Origin of the sequence: Micrococcus endophyticus (assembly GCF_014205115.1) — a bacterium.
Lineage (GTDB): Bacteria > Actinomycetota > Actinomycetes > Actinomycetales > Micrococcaceae > Micrococcus > Micrococcus endophyticus.
In genome coordinates this window covers 1,118,246-1,134,387 of sequence record NZ_JACHMW010000001.1, presented here as the reverse complement: position 1 = coordinate 1,134,387, position 16,142 = coordinate 1,118,246, and the positions used below count along the sequence as shown (strand labels likewise).

Below are 16,142 nucleotides of genomic sequence, written 5' to 3'. Positions count from 1 at the left end.
CGTCAGGCCAGCTTGAGCGCGGCGTCCGTGGACGCGCTGACCTCGGCCAGCAGGGCCGGGTCGTCGTTCAGGGTGCGGCCCAGCGAGGGGATGAGCTCCTTGAGCGCGCCGTCCCAGCCGGCCATCTTCGCCGGGAAGCAGCGCTCGAGCAGCTTCACCATGATGGGCGCGGCGGTGGAGGCGCCCGGGGAGGCGCCCAGCAGGCCGCCGATCGAGCCGTCGCCGTGGGTGACCACCTCGGTGCCGAACTGCAGGACGCCGCCGAAGCGGCCCTTGCGCTTCATGACCTGCACGCGCTGGCCGGCGGTGATGAGCTCCCAGTCGCCGCCCTCGGCCTCCGGGTAGAACTCCTTCAGGGACTCGACCTTCTTGTCCTGGGACTTCACCACCTCGGTGACGAGGTACTTGGTGAGGTCCATGTTGTCCTTGGCCACGTCCAGCATGGTGGTGAGGTTGTGGGGGCGGATGGACAGCGGCAGGTCCAGGTAGGAGCCGGTCTTGAGGAAGTTCGTCGAGAAGCCGGCGTAGGGGCCGAACAGCAGGGAGCGCTTGCCGTTGACGAAGCGGGTGTCCAGGTGCGGCACGGACATGGGCGGGGCGCCCACGGCGGCCTGGCCGTAGACCTTGGCCATGTGGCGGTTCACCACGGACTCGTCGGTGCAGCGCAGGAACTGGCCGGAGACCGGGAAGCCGCCGAAGCCCTTGGCCTCGGGGATGCCGGACTTCTGCAGCAGGGACAGCGCGCCGCCGCCGGCGCCCACGAACACGAAGCGGGCGCGGTCCACGACCTCGGTCCCGGCGGCCTTGTTCTTGACGGAGACCTCCCAGCGGCCGTCGGTGCCGCGGCTCAGGCCGGTCACCTTGTGGCCGAAGCGCACGTCGGCGCCCGCGCCGGCCATGGCCGTCACGAGCTGGCGGGTGAGCGAGCCGAAGTCCACGTCCGTGCCGCCGACGACGCGCGAGGCGGCGATGCGGCCGGCGTCCTCGCGGCCCTCGATGAGCAGGGGCGCCCACTCGGCGATGGTGGCGGGGTCCTCGGTGTGCTCCATCTGCGCGAACAGCGGCTGGGCGGACATCGCTTCGTAGCGGGTGCGCAGGTAGTCGGCGTGGGCGTCGCCCCACACGAAGGACATGTGCGGCAGCGGGTTGATGAAGGTCTTGGGGTCCTGGAGCGTGCCGTCCTTCACGAGGGAGGACCAGAACTGGCGGGAGGTCCAGAACTGCTCGTTGATGCCGAGCGCCTTGGTGACGTCCACCGTCCCGTCCTTGCCCAGCGGCGCATAGTTCAGTTCGCAGAGGGCGGCGTGCCCGGTGCCGGCGTTGTTCCACGGGTCGGAGGACTCCAGGCCGGCCTGGTCCAGGTTCTCGTAGAGGGCGATCGACCAGGTGGGCTCGAGGCGCTGCAGCAGGACGCCGAGCGTGGCGCTCATGATGCCGCCGCCGATCAGGACGACGTCGTGGGTGGTGGCGGACGAGGGGGTGGGCACGGTCAACTCCTGGGGCAGAACGACGGCGGTGGGGCGCGCCGTGACCGGGCCTGCGTGGGCGGGTCGTGACGGGGCGCCGTGGTGCCCCACTCTACTACCGGCGGACTCAGCCCTCGGTCAGGTGGACGCGTGCGAACGGCTCGTCCAGCTGGGGCGACGTCGGGTAGGAGGCGACGCGGGGGCCCGTGGCCAGCGCGGAGATCGGGTACACCAGGGGCAGGGCGGGCAGGTCCAGCGCCATGGCGCGCACGACCCGGCGGAAGAGGCCGCGCCGGGCCTCGTCGTCCTGCTCGGAGGCCGCGGTGTCGACGTCCTGGATGACGCGCGGGTTGCGGTAGCCGGTCTCCGCGCGCCACGAGCGGGCGAATGGCTCGAGGAACGCGTGTGGGTCCCGGTACGCGCCGTTGCGGCCCATCAGGTGCAGGGCGCGCGTGGGGCGGGAGACGACGGCCCTGAGGTAGTCGTGGTCGGCCGGCACCGGCACGGGGGTGATGTGCAGGCCGATGGCGCCCAGGTCCTGGGCGACCATCGCGTAGACGCGCTCCGGCTCCGGCATGGACGGGCGGGCCGTGCCCGCGGGGTAGAGGAACTCGAGCTCCTCGCCGTCGTAGCCCGAGAGCTCGACGAGCCGCCGCGCCTGCGCGGGGTTCACGTCGTAGCGGCGCGCCTCCTCGTCGCCGACGCCCAGGGCCGGGGGCACGAGGTCGTGGGCCAGCCGGGTGCCCTCGAGGAACACGTCGCTCGCGGCGATCCGTGGCCGGTCCACGGCGTAGGCGATCGCCTGGCGCAGGTACTGGGAGCGGATCCGGGGGTGGTCCAGGTTCATCCCCACGTACAGGACGGCCAGCGGGTCGCGGGGCAGCACCTGCGTGCCGGCCTCGACGAGGGGGCGCAGCTGGCCCGGGGCGACGACGTCGATCACGTCCGCGGTGCCGCGGCGCAGCTCGCGCAGGCGGGTGGTGGCCCGGCCCCACGGGTGGACGACGACGGGGCGCACCGCCGGCTCCTCGCCGCGGTGGCTCGCGCTGGGCACGAGGTAGGCGACGTCCGCGCCGTCCGGCTGGTCGCGGGAGAGCTCGGCGACCTCGGCCTCGGTGGCCCAGCGGTACGGGCCGGTGCCGGCGGGGGTGACCGTCTCCACCCCGTCCACGGGGACGGTGCGCTCCCACGAGGCGGGGGAGGAGATCGCGAACGCGGGCGAGCTCAGGGCGGCGGCCAGGTGGCGCAGCGGGGAGGTCAGGCGCAGCCGGACCTCGTGGGCGCCGCGGGCCTCCACGCCGGCGTAGACCGAGCCCTCCTCGCCCTCGTGGCCGCCGAACGCCGAGACGAAGGAGGACGGCATCGGGACGGAGCCCTCCACGGGCGCGGGGGCCTGGGCCCAGCGTCGGACGTTGGCGACCACCGCGTCGGCGTCGCAGGGCTCGCCGTCGTCGAAGACGAGACCGGGGACGAGGTGGAAGGCGTGCACGCGGCCGTCCGCGGAGACCTCGTGGCGCTCGGCCAGTCGCGGCGTCGGCGCGCCGGTGTCCGGGTCCACGCCCAGCAGGGTCTCGAGCACCTGGCGGATGATGCGGAAGGACTCGCTGTCCCATGCGCGGGCCGAGTCACGGGTGAACGGGCGGCCCGGGGCACCGACCACGAGCAGCCGGCTCGGGCCGGACGGGGTCGCCGCGGCCGTGCCCGAGGCCGAGGGGGCCGGCGTCGGGGTGCCCGCGCAGCCGCCGAGGCCGAGTCCGAGGGCGCCGAGGCCGGCGCCGAGGAGGGCGCGGCGGCTGGGCTGCATGGCTCTCTCCTCCTGAGGGGCGACGGCGGCGACGGGCGGGGCGCCGGAGTGCGGGCGGGGGGATTCGAACCCCCACGTCCAGGACACTGGAACCTAAATCCAGCGCGTCTGCCAGTTCCGCCACGCCCGCGCACGCCCCGCGCGGCGGGGCGAGCCACGATCCTACCGTGCGCGCCCGTGCCGCGGCCGGGGTCGGGTCAGGCCTCGTCGAGGCCCAGGGTGCGGCGCAGCCGGGCCACGTGGCCGGTGGCCTTGACGTTGTACTGGGCATGGGTGACGCGGCCGTCCGGGCCGACCACCACGGTCGAGCGGATCAGGCCCTCGTAGGTGCGCCCGTAGTTCTTCTTCTCGCCCCAGGCGCCGTAGGCCTCGGCCACGGCGTGGTCCTCGTCCGAGAGCAGGGAGAAGGTCAGCCCCTCCTTCTGGGCGAAGCGGATGATCTTGCCGATGGGGTCGGGGGAGACGCCGAGCACCACGTAGCCGGCGGCGGTCAGCGAGGCGAGGCTGTCCCGGAAGTCGCAGGCCTGGGTGGTGCAGCCCGGCGTGGAGGCGGCCGGGTAGAAGTAGACGATCGTGCTCTTGCCCGCGCTGTCCCGCAGGGAGACCGGGCGGCCGTCCTGGTCCTGGAGGGTGAAGGCGGGCGCGATGTCGCCCGGCTGGAGGCGGTTCTGGGTCGTGTCGCTCATGCGCCTCAGCCTACGGGGGAGCGCGCCGCAGGGCGGGGAGGGGGCCGGGGACGGCGAAGGCCCCATCTCCGTGGAGACGGGGCCTTCAGTCCGTGGTGCACCCCCCGGGACTCGAACCCGGAACCTGCTGATTAAGAGTCAGATGCTCTACCGATTGAGCTAGAGGTGCAGGTGCCGCACCGCCTCTCGGATCTCTCCGGTGCGCCGTGCAACGAGGTGAAACCCTACCAGCGGTTTCAGCGAGCGTGCAAATCGGGACCCGTGACGTCTGTCCCACCGGCCTCCGGGGCCGCGTAGAGCCGGTCCAGCTCGTCCATGAACGCGGTCATGAAGGCGTGGAAGTCGACGGCGTCCTCGGCCTGGTCGAGCCCGGCCGTGCCGTCCTCGGTGAGGTCCCCCACGGGCACGCGGGCGTGCTCCGGGACGTCGAACCACGTGCGGAAGCCGGTGACGGTCTCCACCTGGTAGCCGCTGCCGGTGTCCGCCACGGTGGCCACGTTGCCCAGGGCCACCCCGACGACGTCCGTGCCGTGGGAGGAGGGCTCTGCCACCGGGCCGTCCGGGTCCTCCTCGGGGGCGTCCGCGGCGGGGGCGTCGGCCGGCGCGTCGTCCGGCGTCGACGTCGGGTCGAAGGGGCACAGCAGCATTTCCAGGGGCTGGTGCCGGTAGCCGATCACCAGGGGGGAGGAGGAGCCCGAGGGCTGGCCGTAGACCACGTTGTAGTCGCCGTGGTTGAACACGCGCGCGTCGAAGACGCCGCGCAGGCGTCTCTGGAGGGTCGGCGAGTCCATGCCCCCCAACGTACGCGGCGGCGTCGGGGCCTGTCATGCCGCCGCGCCCGACCGTCACACGCGGTCGCGGCCCGCCGGCGGGCGCGGGCGCCTCACTAGACTCCGCGGCATGGACACCGCCGCGTCGACCCCCCGCACCCCGTCCGCCGCCCCGGACATGAAGCCGCGCTCGCGCGACGTCACGGACGGCATGGAGCGCGCCGCCTCGCGCGGCATGCTGCGTGCCGTCGGCCTGGGCGACGCGGACTTCGCCAAGCCGCAGATCGGCATCGCCTCGTCCTGGAACGAGATCACGCCCTGCAACCTCTCCCTCGACCGGCTCGCCCAGGCCGCCAAGGAGGGCGTCCACGCCGACGGCGGCTTCCCGCTCGAGTTCGGCACCGTCTCCGTCTCGGACGGCATCTCCATGGGCCACGAGGGCATGCACTTCTCCCTCGTCTCCCGCGAGGTGATCGCGGACTCCGTGGAGACCGTGATGATGGCCGAGCGCCTGGACGGCTCCGTCCTGCTCGCCGGCTGCGACAAGTCGCTGCCCGGCATGCTCATGGCCGCCGCGCGCCTGGACCTGGCCAGCGTGTTCGTCTACGCCGGCTCCACCATGCCCGGCCACGCCCGCCTGAGCGACGGCACGGAGAAGCAGGTCACGATCATCGACGCCTTCGAGGCGGTGGGCGCGTGCGCCCGTGGCCTGATGAGCGAGGAGGACCTGCTGCGCATCGAGAAGGCGATCGTGCCGACCGAGGGCGCGTGCGGCGGCATGTACACCGCCAACACCATGGCCTCCGTCGGCGAGGCCCTGGGCATGTCCCTGCCGGGCTCGGCGACCCCGCCCTCGCCGGACCGCCGCCGCGACGACTTCGCGCGCCGCTCCGGCGCGGCCGTCGTGAACCTGCTGCGCCAGGGCATCACGGCCCGCGACATCATGACCAAGGAGGCGTTCGAGAACGCGATCGCCGTGACCATGGCCTTCGGCGGCTCCACCAACGCCGTCCTGCACCTGCTGGCCATCGCCCGCGAGGCCGGCGTGGACCTGAGCCTCGAGGACTTCAACCGCGTGGGGGACCGCACCCCGCACATCGCCGACCTCAAGCCCTTCGGCCGCTACGTCATGACGGACGTGGACCGGGTGGGCGGCGTGCCCGTGGTGATGAAGGCGCTGCTGGACGAGGGCCTGCTGCACGGGGACGCGCTGACCGTCACCGGCCGCACCGTGGCCGAGAACCTCGCCGAGCTCGCCCCGGACCCCGTGGACGGGGACGTCATCCGCACCATGGACCGCCCGATGCACCCCAACGGCGGCATCGCGATCCTGCACGGCAGCCTCGCCCCCGAGGGCGCCGTGGTGAAGTCGGCCGGCTTCGACGCGGACGTCTTCGAGGGCACCGCCCGCGTGTTCGACCGCGAGCGTGCCGCGATGGACGCGCTCGAGGACGGCACCATCGCGGCGGGCGACGTCGTCGTGATCCGCTACGAGGGCCCGCGCGGCGGTCCCGGCATGCGCGAGATGCTCGCGATCACCGGCGCCATCAAGGGTGCCGGCCTGGGCAAGGACGTCCTGCTGCTCACGGACGGCCGGTTCTCCGGCGGCACCACGGGGCTGTGCATCGGGCACATCGCCCCCGAGGCGGCCGACGGCGGCCCGATCGGCCTGGTGCGCGACGGCGACCGGATCCGCGTGGACATCGCCGGCCGCACGCTGGACCTGCAGGTCGCGGAGGAGGAGCTGGAGGCGCGCCGCCGCGAGTGGGCGCCCGTGCCGCCGAAGTTCACCACCGGCGTGCTGGGCAAGTACGCCAAGCTCGTGCACTCGGCCGCCGAGGGCGCGTACCTCGGCTGACGCGGCGTCGGTCTCACATTCTGAATACGCATCTCGGAATGTGAGACCGATGTCCGCCGAGTGGAGGCGCGCGGCGCGCCGTGGCCATACTGAGGGCACACCGACGTACCGCACGGTCAGGTCCCCACCTCAGACCCGGCCACGCCCCCGCCAGAGCTCCGGCGCGGTCCAGGACCCCGCGCAGGACGACGGCCCAGCAGCACCCCCGTACCACCGTGCCGCGCCCCGCGCGCGGCGCGTCGACGATGCGACGAACGCAGTGAGGTGACCCCATGAGCACGACCCCCCGCGACCCCCGCGCGGCGGTCCCGCCGGTCCCGACGCCGCCCTCCCGCCCGGAGGAGCAGGCCCGACCGCAGGAGCGCCGGCCCGCCGTCCGACCCGACACCGTGGAGCCCCGCGTCCCCGGCGAGGGCAACCGCGTAGAGCCCACCCTGATGACCGGCTCCGAGGGCATCATCCGCGCGCTCGAGGAGCTCGGGGTCACCGACGTCTTCGGCCTGCCCGGCGGCGCCATCCTGCCGACCTACGACCCGCTCATGGACTCCGACCAGATCCGCCACATCCTGGTGCGCCACGAGCAGGGCGCCGGTCACGCGGCGCAGGGCTACCACCTGGCCACCGGCAAGGTCGGCGTGGCCATCGCCACCTCCGGCCCCGGCGCCACCAACCTGGTGACCGCCATCGCGGACGCCCACATGGACTCCCAGGCCGTCGTGTTCATCACCGGCCAGGTCTCCTCCGCCGCGATCGGCACGGACGCCTTCCAGGAGGCGGACATCGTGGGCATCACGATGCCCATCACCAAGCACTCCCGGCTCGTGACCCGGGCCGAGGACGTCCCCCAGGCCCTCGCCGAGGCGTTCCACATCGCCGCCACGGGCCGGCCCGGACCCGTGCTCGTGGACGTCACCAAGGACGCCCAGCAGGGCGAGTTCGAGTTCGCGTGGCCGCCCCGGGTCGACCTGCCCGGCTACCGCCCCGTCCTGCGCGGCCACCCCCGACAGATCCGCGAGGCCGCCCGGCTGATCCGCGAGGCCCGGCGCCCCGTGCTGTACGTGGGCGGCGGCGTGGCCCGCGGCGAGGCCCACGAGGAGCTGCGGGCCCTCGCCGAGCTCACGGGCGCCCCGGTGGTCACCACCCTCACGGCCCGCGGCGTCTTCCCCGACTCGCACCCCCAGCACCTGGGCATGCCCGGCATGCACGGCGGCGTGCCCGCCGTGGCCGCGCTCCAGCAGGCCGACCTGCTGATCACGCTCGGCGCCCGCTTCGACGACCGGGTGACCGGTCACCTGCCCTCGTTCGCCCCCGGCGCCCGCGTGATCCACGCGGACATCGACCCGGCCGAGATCTCCAAGAACCGGATCGCGGACGTGCCGATCGTCGGCTCGGTCAAGGAGATCATCCCGGACCTGGCGGCCGAGCTCGCGACGGACACCGAGGCGCTGCCCGACCTGGCCGACTGGTGGGCGGTGCTGCGGCGCCTGAAGGACACCTACCCGATGGGCTGGACCGAGACCGAGGACCGCCTCCTCGCGCCCCAGGAGGTGATCTCGCGCCTGTCGGCCCTGTCCGGCCCCGAGGCCACCTACGTGGCCGGCGTCGGCCAGCACCAGATGTGGGCCAGCCAGTTCGTCGCCTACGAGCGGCCGCGCCAATGGCTCAACTCGGCCGGCCTCGGGACGATGGGCTTCGCCGTCCCCGCCGCGATGGGGGCGCAGGTGGGCGAACCCGACCGCGTGGTCTGGGCCATCGACGGCGACGGCTGCTTCCAGATGACCAACCAGGAGCTCGCCACGTGCGTGATCAACCGCATCCCCATCAAGATCGCGGTGATCAACAACTCCTCGCTGGGCATGGTGCGCCAGTGGCAGACCCTCTTCTACGACGGGCGCTACTCGAACACGGACCTGAACACGGGCCACGACACCGCCCGGGTGCCGGACTTCGTCAAGCTCGCCGACGCCTACGGCGCCGCGGGCCTGCGCTGCGACCGCCGGGAGGACCTGGACGACACCATCCGCCAGGCCCTGGCCATCGACGACCGGCCCGTGATCGTGGACTTCGTGGTCTCCCGCGACGCCATGGTCTGGCCGATGGTCCCCGCGGGGGTCAGCAACGACGCGATCCAGGTGGCCCGGGGCATGACGCCCGACTGGGACCAGGAAGACTGAGGAGGGCAACGATGGAACGCCACACCCTGTCCGTGCTCGTCGAGGACGTGCCCGGCACCCTGACCCGCGTGGCCGGCCTCTTCGCCCGGCGCGCGTTCAACATCCACTCGCTGGCCGTGGGCGTCACGGAGGTCGAGGGCCTGTCCCGGATCACCGTGGTCGTCGACGCCGACACGGACCTGCTCGAGCAGGTCACCAAGCAGCTGAACAAGCTGATCAACGTGATCAAGGTCGTCGAGCTCACGCCCGACTCCTCCGTGCAGCGCGACCACCTGCTCGTGAAGGTGCGCGCCGACGCGGCCACCCGCGGCCAGGTCGTCCAGGCGGCCGACCTGTTCCGCGCCCACGTTGTCGACGTGGCCCCGGAGTCCCTGACCCTCGAGGCCACCGGCACCCGTGACAAGCTCGAGGCCTTCCTCGAGATGATGGAGCCCTACGGCGTGCGTGAGCTCGTCCGCTCGGGCACCCTCGCCCTCGCCCGGGGGCCGCGGTCCATGACCGACCGCGCCTTGGCCCGCTGACCGTCCCGATCCACCCATTCCGTGAGGAGAACAGCATGACCGTGAAGAAGTTCTACGACGACGACGCCGACCTGTCGATCATCCAGGGCCGCACCGTGGCCGTCATCGGCTACGGCTCCCAGGGCCACGCCCACGCCCTGTCGCTGCGCGACTCCGGCGTGGACGTGCGCATCGGCCTCGCCGAGGGCTCCAAGTCCCGCGCCAAGGCCGAGGCCGAGGGCCTGCGCGTCGTCGACGTCGCCACCGCCGCCGCCGAGGCCGACCTGATCATGATCCTCACCCCGGACCAGGTCCAGGCCGACGTGTACGACCAGCACATCGCCGGCAACCTGCAGGAGGGCGACGCCCTGTTCTTCGCGCACGGCTTCAACGTGCGCTTCGGCTACATCCAGGCCCCCGAGGGCGTCGACGTCGCCCTGGTCGCCCCCAAGGGCCCGGGCCACGTGGTGCGCCGCGAGTTCGAGGCCGGCCGCGGCGTGCCCGCGCTGATCGCCGTCGAGAAGGACGCCTCCGGCCAGGCCCACGCCCTCGCCCTGTCCTACGCCAAGGCCGTGGGCGGCACCCGCGCCGGCGTCATCGAGACGACCTTCACCGAGGAGACCGAGACCGACCTGTTCGGCGAGCAGGCCGTGCTCTGCGGCGGCGCCTCCCAGCTCGTGCAGTACGGCTTCGAGACCCTCACCGAGGCCGGCTACCAGCCCGAGATCGCCTACTTCGAGGTGCTGCACGAGCTGAAGCTCATCGTCGACCTCATGGTCGAGGGCGGCATCGCCAAGCAGCGCTGGTCCATCTCCGACACCGCGGAGTACGGCGACTACGTCTCCGGCCCCCGCGTCATCACCCCCGACGTGAAGGAGAACATGAAGGCGGTCCTCGCCGACATCCAGTCCGGCGCCTTCGCGCAGCGCTTCATGGACGACCAGAAGGCCGGTGCGCCCGAGTTCAAGGAGCTCCGCGCCAAGGGCGAGGCCCACCCGATCGAGAAGACCGGCCGCGAGCTGCGCGAGATGTTCTCCTGGCTCAAGGACGCGGACGACGACTACACCGAGGGCACCGCGGCCCGCTGAGCCGCCCGAGCCCCCGACGCCGGCCCCGGGCATCGCGCTCCGGGGCCGGCGTCGCATTCCGGCCGCGGTCCGGTCACGCGTCTAGGCTCGAACCGGAGCGCGGGCCGGCCCGCCTCCCATCCCACCGCACCACACCTCCAGGAGCACCCGTGAGCGCAGCCCAGCCCGTCGTCCTGATCGCCGAGGAACTCTCGCCCGCCACCGTCGAGGCCCTCGGCCCCGACTTCGAGATCCGCCACACGGACGGCGCCGACCGCGCCCGCCTCCTCGAGGACCTGCGGGACGTCGACGCGGTGCTGATCCGCTCGGCCACCCAGATGGACGCCGAGGCGATCGCCGCCGCGCCGCAGCTGAAGGTCATCGCCCGCGCCGGCGTCGGGCTGGACAACGTGGACGTGCCCGCCGCCACCGAGGCCGGCGTCATGGTCGTCAACGCGCCGACGTCGAACATCATCTCCGCCGCCGAGCTCACCTGCGGCCACATCCTGGCCACCGCCCGCAACATCGCCGCCGCCAACCGCTCGCTGAAGGCGGGGGAGTGGAAGCGCTCGAAGTACACCGGCGTGGAGCTGTACGGCAAGAAGCTCGGCGTGATCGGCCTGGGCCGCATCGGCGCCCTCGTGGCCGAGCGCATGCGCGCCTTCGGCATGGAGATCCTCGCCTACGACCCCTACGTGACCACCGCCCGCGCCCAGCAGCTCGGCGCCACCCTCGTGGAGCTGGACCAGCTGCTCGAGCGCGCGGACTTCGTCACCATCCACATGCCCAAGACCCCGGAGACGGTCGGCATGATCGGCGACGACCAGTTCGCCCGCATGAAGGACACCGCCGTGGTGGTCAACGTGGCCCGCGGCGGCCTCGTGGACGAGGACGCCCTCGCCCGCGCCCTCGAGTCGGGGGCCATCGCCGGCGCCGGCATCGACGTGTTCAGCACCGAGCCGGCCACGGACCTCGCGTTCTTCGCGCAGGACTCCGCCGTCGTCACCCCGCACCTGGGCGCCTCCACCGCCGAGGCCCAGGAGAAGGCCGGCGTCGCCGTCGCCGGCTCCGTGCGCCTGGCCCTGTCCGGCGAGCTCGTCCCGGACGCCGTGAACGTGGCCGGCGGCGTGATCCACGAGGACGTCCGCCCGGGCCTGCCCCTGGCCGAGAAGCTGGGCCGCGTGCTCACCTCGCTGGTGGGGGAGCAGTCCCTCACCGCCGTCGAGGTGGAGATCGCCGGCGAGATCGCCGAGCACGACGTCTCGGCGATGCGCCTGGCCGCCCTCAAGGGGGTGTTCACGGACATCGTCTCGGATCAGGTCTCCTACGTGAACGCCCCCATGCTGGCCGAGCAGCGCGGCGTGGAGTGCCGGCTCACCACCACGCCCGTCTCCGAGTCGTACCGCAACACCGTCACGCTGCGCGCCGCCACCGCCCATGGCACGCAGGTCTCGGTGACCGGCACCCTCACCGGCCCGCGCCAGATCCAGAAGCTCGTGGGCGTGGACCGCCACGAGCTTGAGGTGCCGCTGGCCGACCACCTGCTCGTGTTCACCTACGAGGACCGTCCGGGCGTCATCGGCGTCCTGGGCCAGGCCCTCGGCGTGCAGGGCGTGAATATCGCCGGCATGGACGTCTCCCGCGACGACGAGGGCGAGGCCCTCGCCGTGCTCACCCTCGACGGCGCGCTCTCCGGGGACACGGCCACCGCCCTGGCCGCCGCCATCGGCGCCTCGCGCGTGGCCGAGGTGGACCTCTCCGCCTGAGCGTCTCCCCGCACGAGCCCGACGCGCGGGCGGAGCCGGACCCCCGGCCCCGCCCGCGCGTCATCTCATCCGCGCCTCACGCGGACGTGGTCAGATGGTCTCCATGAAGCGCAGCACCGAGCAGTCCGCCGTCCCCGCCCCCCTCGCCGACCCCGGGTCGGGCGCCGGATCGGGCGCCGGGTCGGTCACGGCGTCTGGCGCCGTCCGGTCCGCCGAGGCGGACCCCGCGGCGGGCCAGCCGGTGCAGGGCCGGTGGGCGCGCCGCGTGGCGCTCACCCTCATCGGCGTCAGCGTCGCGCTGGCCGCGTGGTCGTTCGCGATCCCCTTCCTGTTCGGGCTCGGCGTGCGCGAGCTGCCGTGGTGGCGGCAGTTCTTCGACCTCAACCACGAGACCAACCTGACCGCGTGGTGGAGCTCCGGACTGCTGCTGCTCGGCGCGATCGGCTTCGCCGTCGTCGGGCTCGTGCGCCGCTCGCTGCGCGCGGACCGGCCGCTGGCACTGCTGGCCTGGCTCACCCCCTCCGCGCTCCTGGCCGCGATGAGCCTGGACGAGTTCACGCAGATCCACGAGCGCCTCGGCGAGGTGTGGGACGCCCTCCCGTTCACGCCGGAGAACCCCCTGCACGCCTTCCAGGGACTCATCCTCGGCGTGCCGATCGCGCTGGCCGTCATCGCCCTGCTCGCCCTGACCGCCACGACGCTGCCCCGTCGCACCCGCGCGCTCACCGTGACCGGCATCGTCGTGTTCTTCGTCGGCGCCATCGGGCTCGAGGCCGTGCCGCTGGTCTTCAACATCGCCCGCGCGTCCTGGGCGTACCACGCCGTGACGCACCTGGAGGAGCTGACCGAGATGATCGGCTCGTCCCTGCTGATCGTGGCCCCCTGGGTGCACCTGCACCTGCGCCGCGCCCCGGGCAGCCTGCTCGTCACCACCGACGGCCTGCCCGCGGCCGCGGAGCACGACGACGCGGCCCCGGCCGGCCGCTGAGCCGCCGGTAGACTCGACTGCTGTGACTGACGCCCGCGCCCCGTACTACCTGACCACGGCCATCTCCTACCCGAACGGCGAGCCCCACATCGGCCACGCCTACGAGTACATCGCCACGGACGCGATGGCCCGCTTCCAGCGGCTGGACGGCCGCGACGTGCGGTTCCTCACCGGCACCGACGAGCACGGGCAGAAGATGGAGCAGACAGCGCAGCGGGAGGGCGTGACCGCCCTCGAGCTGGCCACGCGCAACGCCGCCGTGTTCAAGGAGATGGACGACGAGGTGCTCGACATCTCCTACGACCGCTTCATCCGCACCACGGACGCGGACCACGCCGAGGCGGTGCAGGAGATCTGGCGCCGCATGGAGGCCAACGGGGACGTCTACCTCGGCTCCTACGCCGGCTGGTACTCCGTGCGCGACGAGCGCTACTTCGGCGAGGACGAGACCGCCGTGGGCGAGGACGGCGTGCGCCGAGCCGTGGAGACGGGCACCGAGGTCACGTGGACCGAGGAGGAGTCCTACTTCTTCCGCCTCTCCAAGTACCAGGAGCCGCTGCTCGAGCACTACCGGCGCAACCCGGAGTTCGCCGCGCCGCGCTACCGCTTCAACGAGGTCATCCGCTTCGTGGAGGAAGGCCTGGAGGACCTGTCCATCTCCCGGACCTCCTTCGACTGGGGCGTGCCCCTGCCGGCGCCCGTGGACCCGGACGCCGAGGACGCCGACCGCCGCGCGGGCCACGTCACGTACGTGTGGGTGGACGCGCTGACCAACTACCTCACCGGCGCCGGCTGGCCTGGCCGCGACCCGGAGGCCTTCGGACGCTACTGGCCGGCCGACCTGCACGTGATCGGCAAGGACATCTCCCGCTTCCACTGCATCTTCTGGCCCGCGTTCCTGATGTCCGCGGGGATCGAGCTGCCCCAGCGCGTGATGATCCACGGGTTCCTGAACAACAACGGCGCCAAGATGTCCAAGTCCCTGGGCAACGTGGTGCACCCGCGCGACTGGGTGGCCCGCTACGGGCTGGACGCCATCCGCTTCTTCCTGCTGCGCGAGTTCCCGTTCGGCGCGGACGGCTCCTACAGCCACGAGGCCGTGGTGAGCCGCAAGAACGCGGACCTGGCCAACAACCTGGGCAACCTCGCCCAGCGCTCCCTGTCCATGGTCGCCAAGAACTGCGAGGCCGCCGTCCCGCAGCCGGGGCCGCTGACCGCCGAGGACGAGGCCGTCCTGGCCCAGGTGGACGCCCTGCTCGAGCGCTCGCGCACCACGTACGCCGTGCAGGACTTCCACGACGCCCTCGAGGAGACCTGGCGCGTGCTCGGCGAGGTCAACGCGTACTTCGCGGACCAGGCCCCGTGGGTGCTGCGCAAGACGGACGAGCCGCGCATGCGCACTGTCCTGTACGTGACGCTCCAGGCCGTGCGCCGGGTGGCCCTGCTGATCCAGCCGGTGATGCCGGCGTCGGCCTCGCGCCTGCTGGACCTGCTCGGCGTCCCCGCCGAGGGCGACGCCGGCCGCACCGGCGCCTCCGGCCAGGGCCCGCGCTCCTTCGCGGCCTTCCACGAGGACCTGGTGCCCGGCACCGCCCTGCCGAAGCCCGAGGGCGTCTTCCCGCGCCACGAGGAGCCGGCCGAGGCCTGACCTCCCCCCGTTCGCCAGGGCCAGCAGACACGCCGCGACGTCGCACCGGAAGCGGCGTGTCTGCCGGCCCTGGCGTCGGGTCTGAGGGTCCGCAGGCTGAGACGGCGCGTCACACGATGTGGTCCACCCCGGCCGCGGTCGTAGCCTGAGGCGCATGACCGAGAGCACGCGCCCCTCCGCAGACCCCCTGGACATCGCCGTCATCGGCGGCGACGGCATCGGCCCCGAGGTGACGGAGCAGGCCGCCGCCGTCCTCCAGGCCGCGCTGCGCGCCGAGGGCTGCCCCGAGGCGCGCCTCACCCCCTACCCGCTCGGCGCCGAGCACTGGCTCCGGACGGGGGAGGCGCTCCCGGACGAGACGCTCGAGGCCCTGCGCGGCCACGACGCCATCCTGTTCGGCGCCGTGGGCGCCGCCCCCGGCGACGAGCGCATCCCCTCCGGCCTGATCGAGCGCGGCATGCTCCTGCGCCTGCGCTTCGAGCTGGACCACGGCGTGAACCTGCGCCCGGCCGCCCTGCTGCCCGGCGCGGTCAGCCCCCTGGCCGAGCCGGGGACGATCGACTTCACCGTCGTCCGCGAGGGCACCGAGGGCCCCTACGTGGGCAACGGCGGCGCCATCCGCACCGGCACCCCCCACGAGATCGCCACCGAGGTCTCGGTGAACACCGCCCACGGCGTGCGCCGCGTCGTCGAGGACGCGTTCGCCCGCGCCGCCGCGGGGGAGCGCAAGCGGCTCACCCTCGTGCACAAGCACAACGTGCTGGTCCACGCCGGGCACCTGTGGCGGCGCACCGTGGAGGCCGTCGCCGCGGACTTCCCCGAGGTGAGCTGGGACTACATGCACGTGGACGCCGCCACGATCTTCCTCACCACGGACCCCGCGCGCTTCGACGTGATCGTCACGGACAACCTCTTCGGGGACATCCTCACCGACCTCGCCGCCGCCGTGACCGGCGGCATCGGCCTGGCCGCCTCCGGCAACATCAACGTGGAGGGCACCGCCCCGTCCATGTTCGAGCCCGTGCACGGCTCCGCGCCGGACATCGCCGGTCAGGGCGTCGCGGACCCGGTGGCCGCCATCCTCTCCGCCGCCCTGCTCCTGGAGCACGTGGGGGAGACCGGCGCGGCCCAGCGCGTGCGCACCGCCGTCTGGGCCCACCTGAAGGACCGGGTCGACGGCGCCCGCGGGTCCACCGCCGAGGTGGGCGCCGACGTCGCCGCGCGCGTCTGAGCCGACGCCCCCGGCGCGTCTGAGCCGCGGCTCCGGCGGGACAGAGGCGACGCCTCCGGCGGGGCCGAGCGGCCGCCCCGGCGGGTCTAGGATGGGTCCACGGCCTGCGCGTGTCCTGCGCCACAGGCCGTGGCCCCGCGCGTCGTCCCCGGCGGCGGCGCCCCCGCCCCGACACCCGTCACGA

General features: G+C 73.3%; 12 protein-coding genes and 2 tRNA genes. 8 read left to right on the top strand and 6 right to left on the bottom strand.

The annotated features are described in order from the left end of the window. Positions 1–2 precede the first annotated feature (2 nt). The 6 genes from HDA33_RS05150 to HDA33_RS05125 all read right to left on the bottom strand — a co-directional run bounded on the left by HDA33_RS05150 (position 3) and on the right by HDA33_RS05125 (position 4,747). Positions 3–1,487 carry a malate:quinone oxidoreductase gene (locus HDA33_RS05150; RefSeq protein WP_184171577.1) on the bottom strand — a complete coding sequence of 495 codons (1,485 nt, stop codon included), beginning with the start codon at positions 1,485–1,487 and terminating at the stop codon, positions 3–5. A 106-nt stretch (positions 1,488–1,593) separates the two neighbouring features. Then, complete coding sequence (locus HDA33_RS05145; RefSeq protein ID WP_184171575.1) at positions 1,594–3,270, bottom strand: ABC transporter substrate-binding protein; 1,677 nt, start codon at positions 3,268–3,270, stop codon at positions 1,594–1,596. A gap of 49 nt (positions 3,271–3,319) precedes the next feature. Next, positions 3,320–3,400, bottom strand: a tRNA-Leu gene (locus HDA33_RS05140). 67 nt (positions 3,401–3,467) lie between these two features. Then, positions 3,468–3,956, bottom strand: coding sequence for a thioredoxin-dependent thiol peroxidase (bcp, locus tag HDA33_RS05135; RefSeq protein ID WP_017488207.1), 489 nt, complete (start codon positions 3,954–3,956; stop codon positions 3,468–3,470). A 93-nt stretch (positions 3,957–4,049) separates the two neighbouring features. Continuing rightward, positions 4,050–4,125, bottom strand: a tRNA-Lys gene (locus HDA33_RS05130). A 67-nt stretch (positions 4,126–4,192) separates the two neighbouring features. Next, positions 4,193–4,747 (bottom strand): hypothetical protein, encoded by a 555-nt coding sequence (locus tag HDA33_RS05125; protein ID WP_184171572.1) that lies wholly within the window; start codon positions 4,745–4,747, stop codon positions 4,193–4,195. A 109-nt stretch (positions 4,748–4,856) separates the two neighbouring features. Between HDA33_RS05125 and ilvD the strand changes: the two genes are divergently transcribed. From ilvD to HDA33_RS05085, 8 genes are all read left to right on the top strand, one after another. Continuing rightward, the gene (gene ilvD / locus HDA33_RS05120) at positions 4,857–6,584 is read left to right on the top strand and encodes a dihydroxy-acid dehydratase (protein WP_184171570.1); all 1,728 of its coding nucleotides are present in this window, start codon (positions 4,857–4,859) and stop codon (positions 6,582–6,584) included. 272 nt (positions 6,585–6,856) lie between these two features. Continuing rightward, on the top strand, positions 6,857–8,758 hold the full coding sequence (locus tag HDA33_RS05115; RefSeq protein ID WP_184171568.1) for an acetolactate synthase large subunit: 1,902 nt from the start codon (positions 6,857–6,859) through the stop codon (positions 8,756–8,758). 11 nt (positions 8,759–8,769) lie between these two features. Then, positions 8,770–9,279, top strand: coding sequence for an acetolactate synthase small subunit (gene ilvN / locus HDA33_RS05110; protein ID WP_002854209.1), 510 nt, complete (start codon positions 8,770–8,772; stop codon positions 9,277–9,279). 35 nt (positions 9,280–9,314) lie between these two features. Next, complete coding sequence (ilvC, locus tag HDA33_RS05105) at positions 9,315–10,346, top strand: ketol-acid reductoisomerase (protein ID WP_158494830.1); 1,032 nt, start codon at positions 9,315–9,317, stop codon at positions 10,344–10,346. A gap of 149 nt (positions 10,347–10,495) precedes the next feature. Then, positions 10,496–12,091, top strand: a complete 1,596-nt coding sequence (serA, locus tag HDA33_RS05100; RefSeq protein WP_184171566.1) for a phosphoglycerate dehydrogenase — start codon at positions 10,496–10,498, stop codon at positions 12,089–12,091. Positions 12,092–12,194: 103 nt separating this feature from the next. After that, positions 12,195–13,079 (top strand): hypothetical protein, encoded by an 885-nt coding sequence (locus tag HDA33_RS05095; protein ID WP_246416873.1) that lies wholly within the window; start codon positions 12,195–12,197, stop codon positions 13,077–13,079. Between the two features lie 22 nt (positions 13,080–13,101). Beyond that, positions 13,102–14,727, top strand: coding sequence for a methionine--tRNA ligase (metG, locus tag HDA33_RS05090; RefSeq protein ID WP_184171564.1), 1,626 nt, complete (start codon positions 13,102–13,104; stop codon positions 14,725–14,727). A gap of 154 nt (positions 14,728–14,881) precedes the next feature. Then, positions 14,882–15,958, top strand: coding sequence for a 3-isopropylmalate dehydrogenase (locus tag HDA33_RS05085; protein ID WP_184171562.1), 1,077 nt, complete (start codon positions 14,882–14,884; stop codon positions 15,956–15,958). Positions 15,959–16,142 lie beyond the last annotated feature (184 nt).

Excerpts from the sequence above, each read along its gene's own strand:
- HDA33_RS05145 (WP_184171575.1), bottom strand. The coding sequence starts at position 3,270 with ATGCAGCCCAGCCGCCGCGCCCTCCTCGGCGCCGGCCTCGGCGCCCTC.
- bcp (WP_017488207.1), bottom strand. The coding sequence starts at position 3,956 with ATGAGCGACACGACCCAGAACCGCCTCCAGCCGGGCGACATCGCGCCC.
- HDA33_RS05125 (WP_184171572.1), bottom strand. The coding sequence starts at position 4,747 with ATGGACTCGCCGACCCTCCAGAGACGCCTGCGCGGCGTCTTCGACGCG.
- ilvD (WP_184171570.1), top strand. The coding sequence starts at position 4,857 with ATGGACACCGCCGCGTCGACCCCCCGCACCCCGTCCGCCGCCCCGGAC.
- HDA33_RS05115 (WP_184171568.1), top strand. The coding sequence starts at position 6,857 with ATGAGCACGACCCCCCGCGACCCCCGCGCGGCGGTCCCGCCGGTCCCG.
- ilvN (WP_002854209.1), top strand. The coding sequence starts at position 8,770 with ATGGAACGCCACACCCTGTCCGTGCTCGTCGAGGACGTGCCCGGCACC.
- ilvC (WP_158494830.1), top strand. The coding sequence starts at position 9,315 with ATGACCGTGAAGAAGTTCTACGACGACGACGCCGACCTGTCGATCATC.
- HDA33_RS05095 (WP_246416873.1), top strand. The coding sequence starts at position 12,195 with ATGAAGCGCAGCACCGAGCAGTCCGCCGTCCCCGCCCCCCTCGCCGAC.
- HDA33_RS05085 (WP_184171562.1), top strand. The coding sequence starts at position 14,882 with ATGACCGAGAGCACGCGCCCCTCCGCAGACCCCCTGGACATCGCCGTC.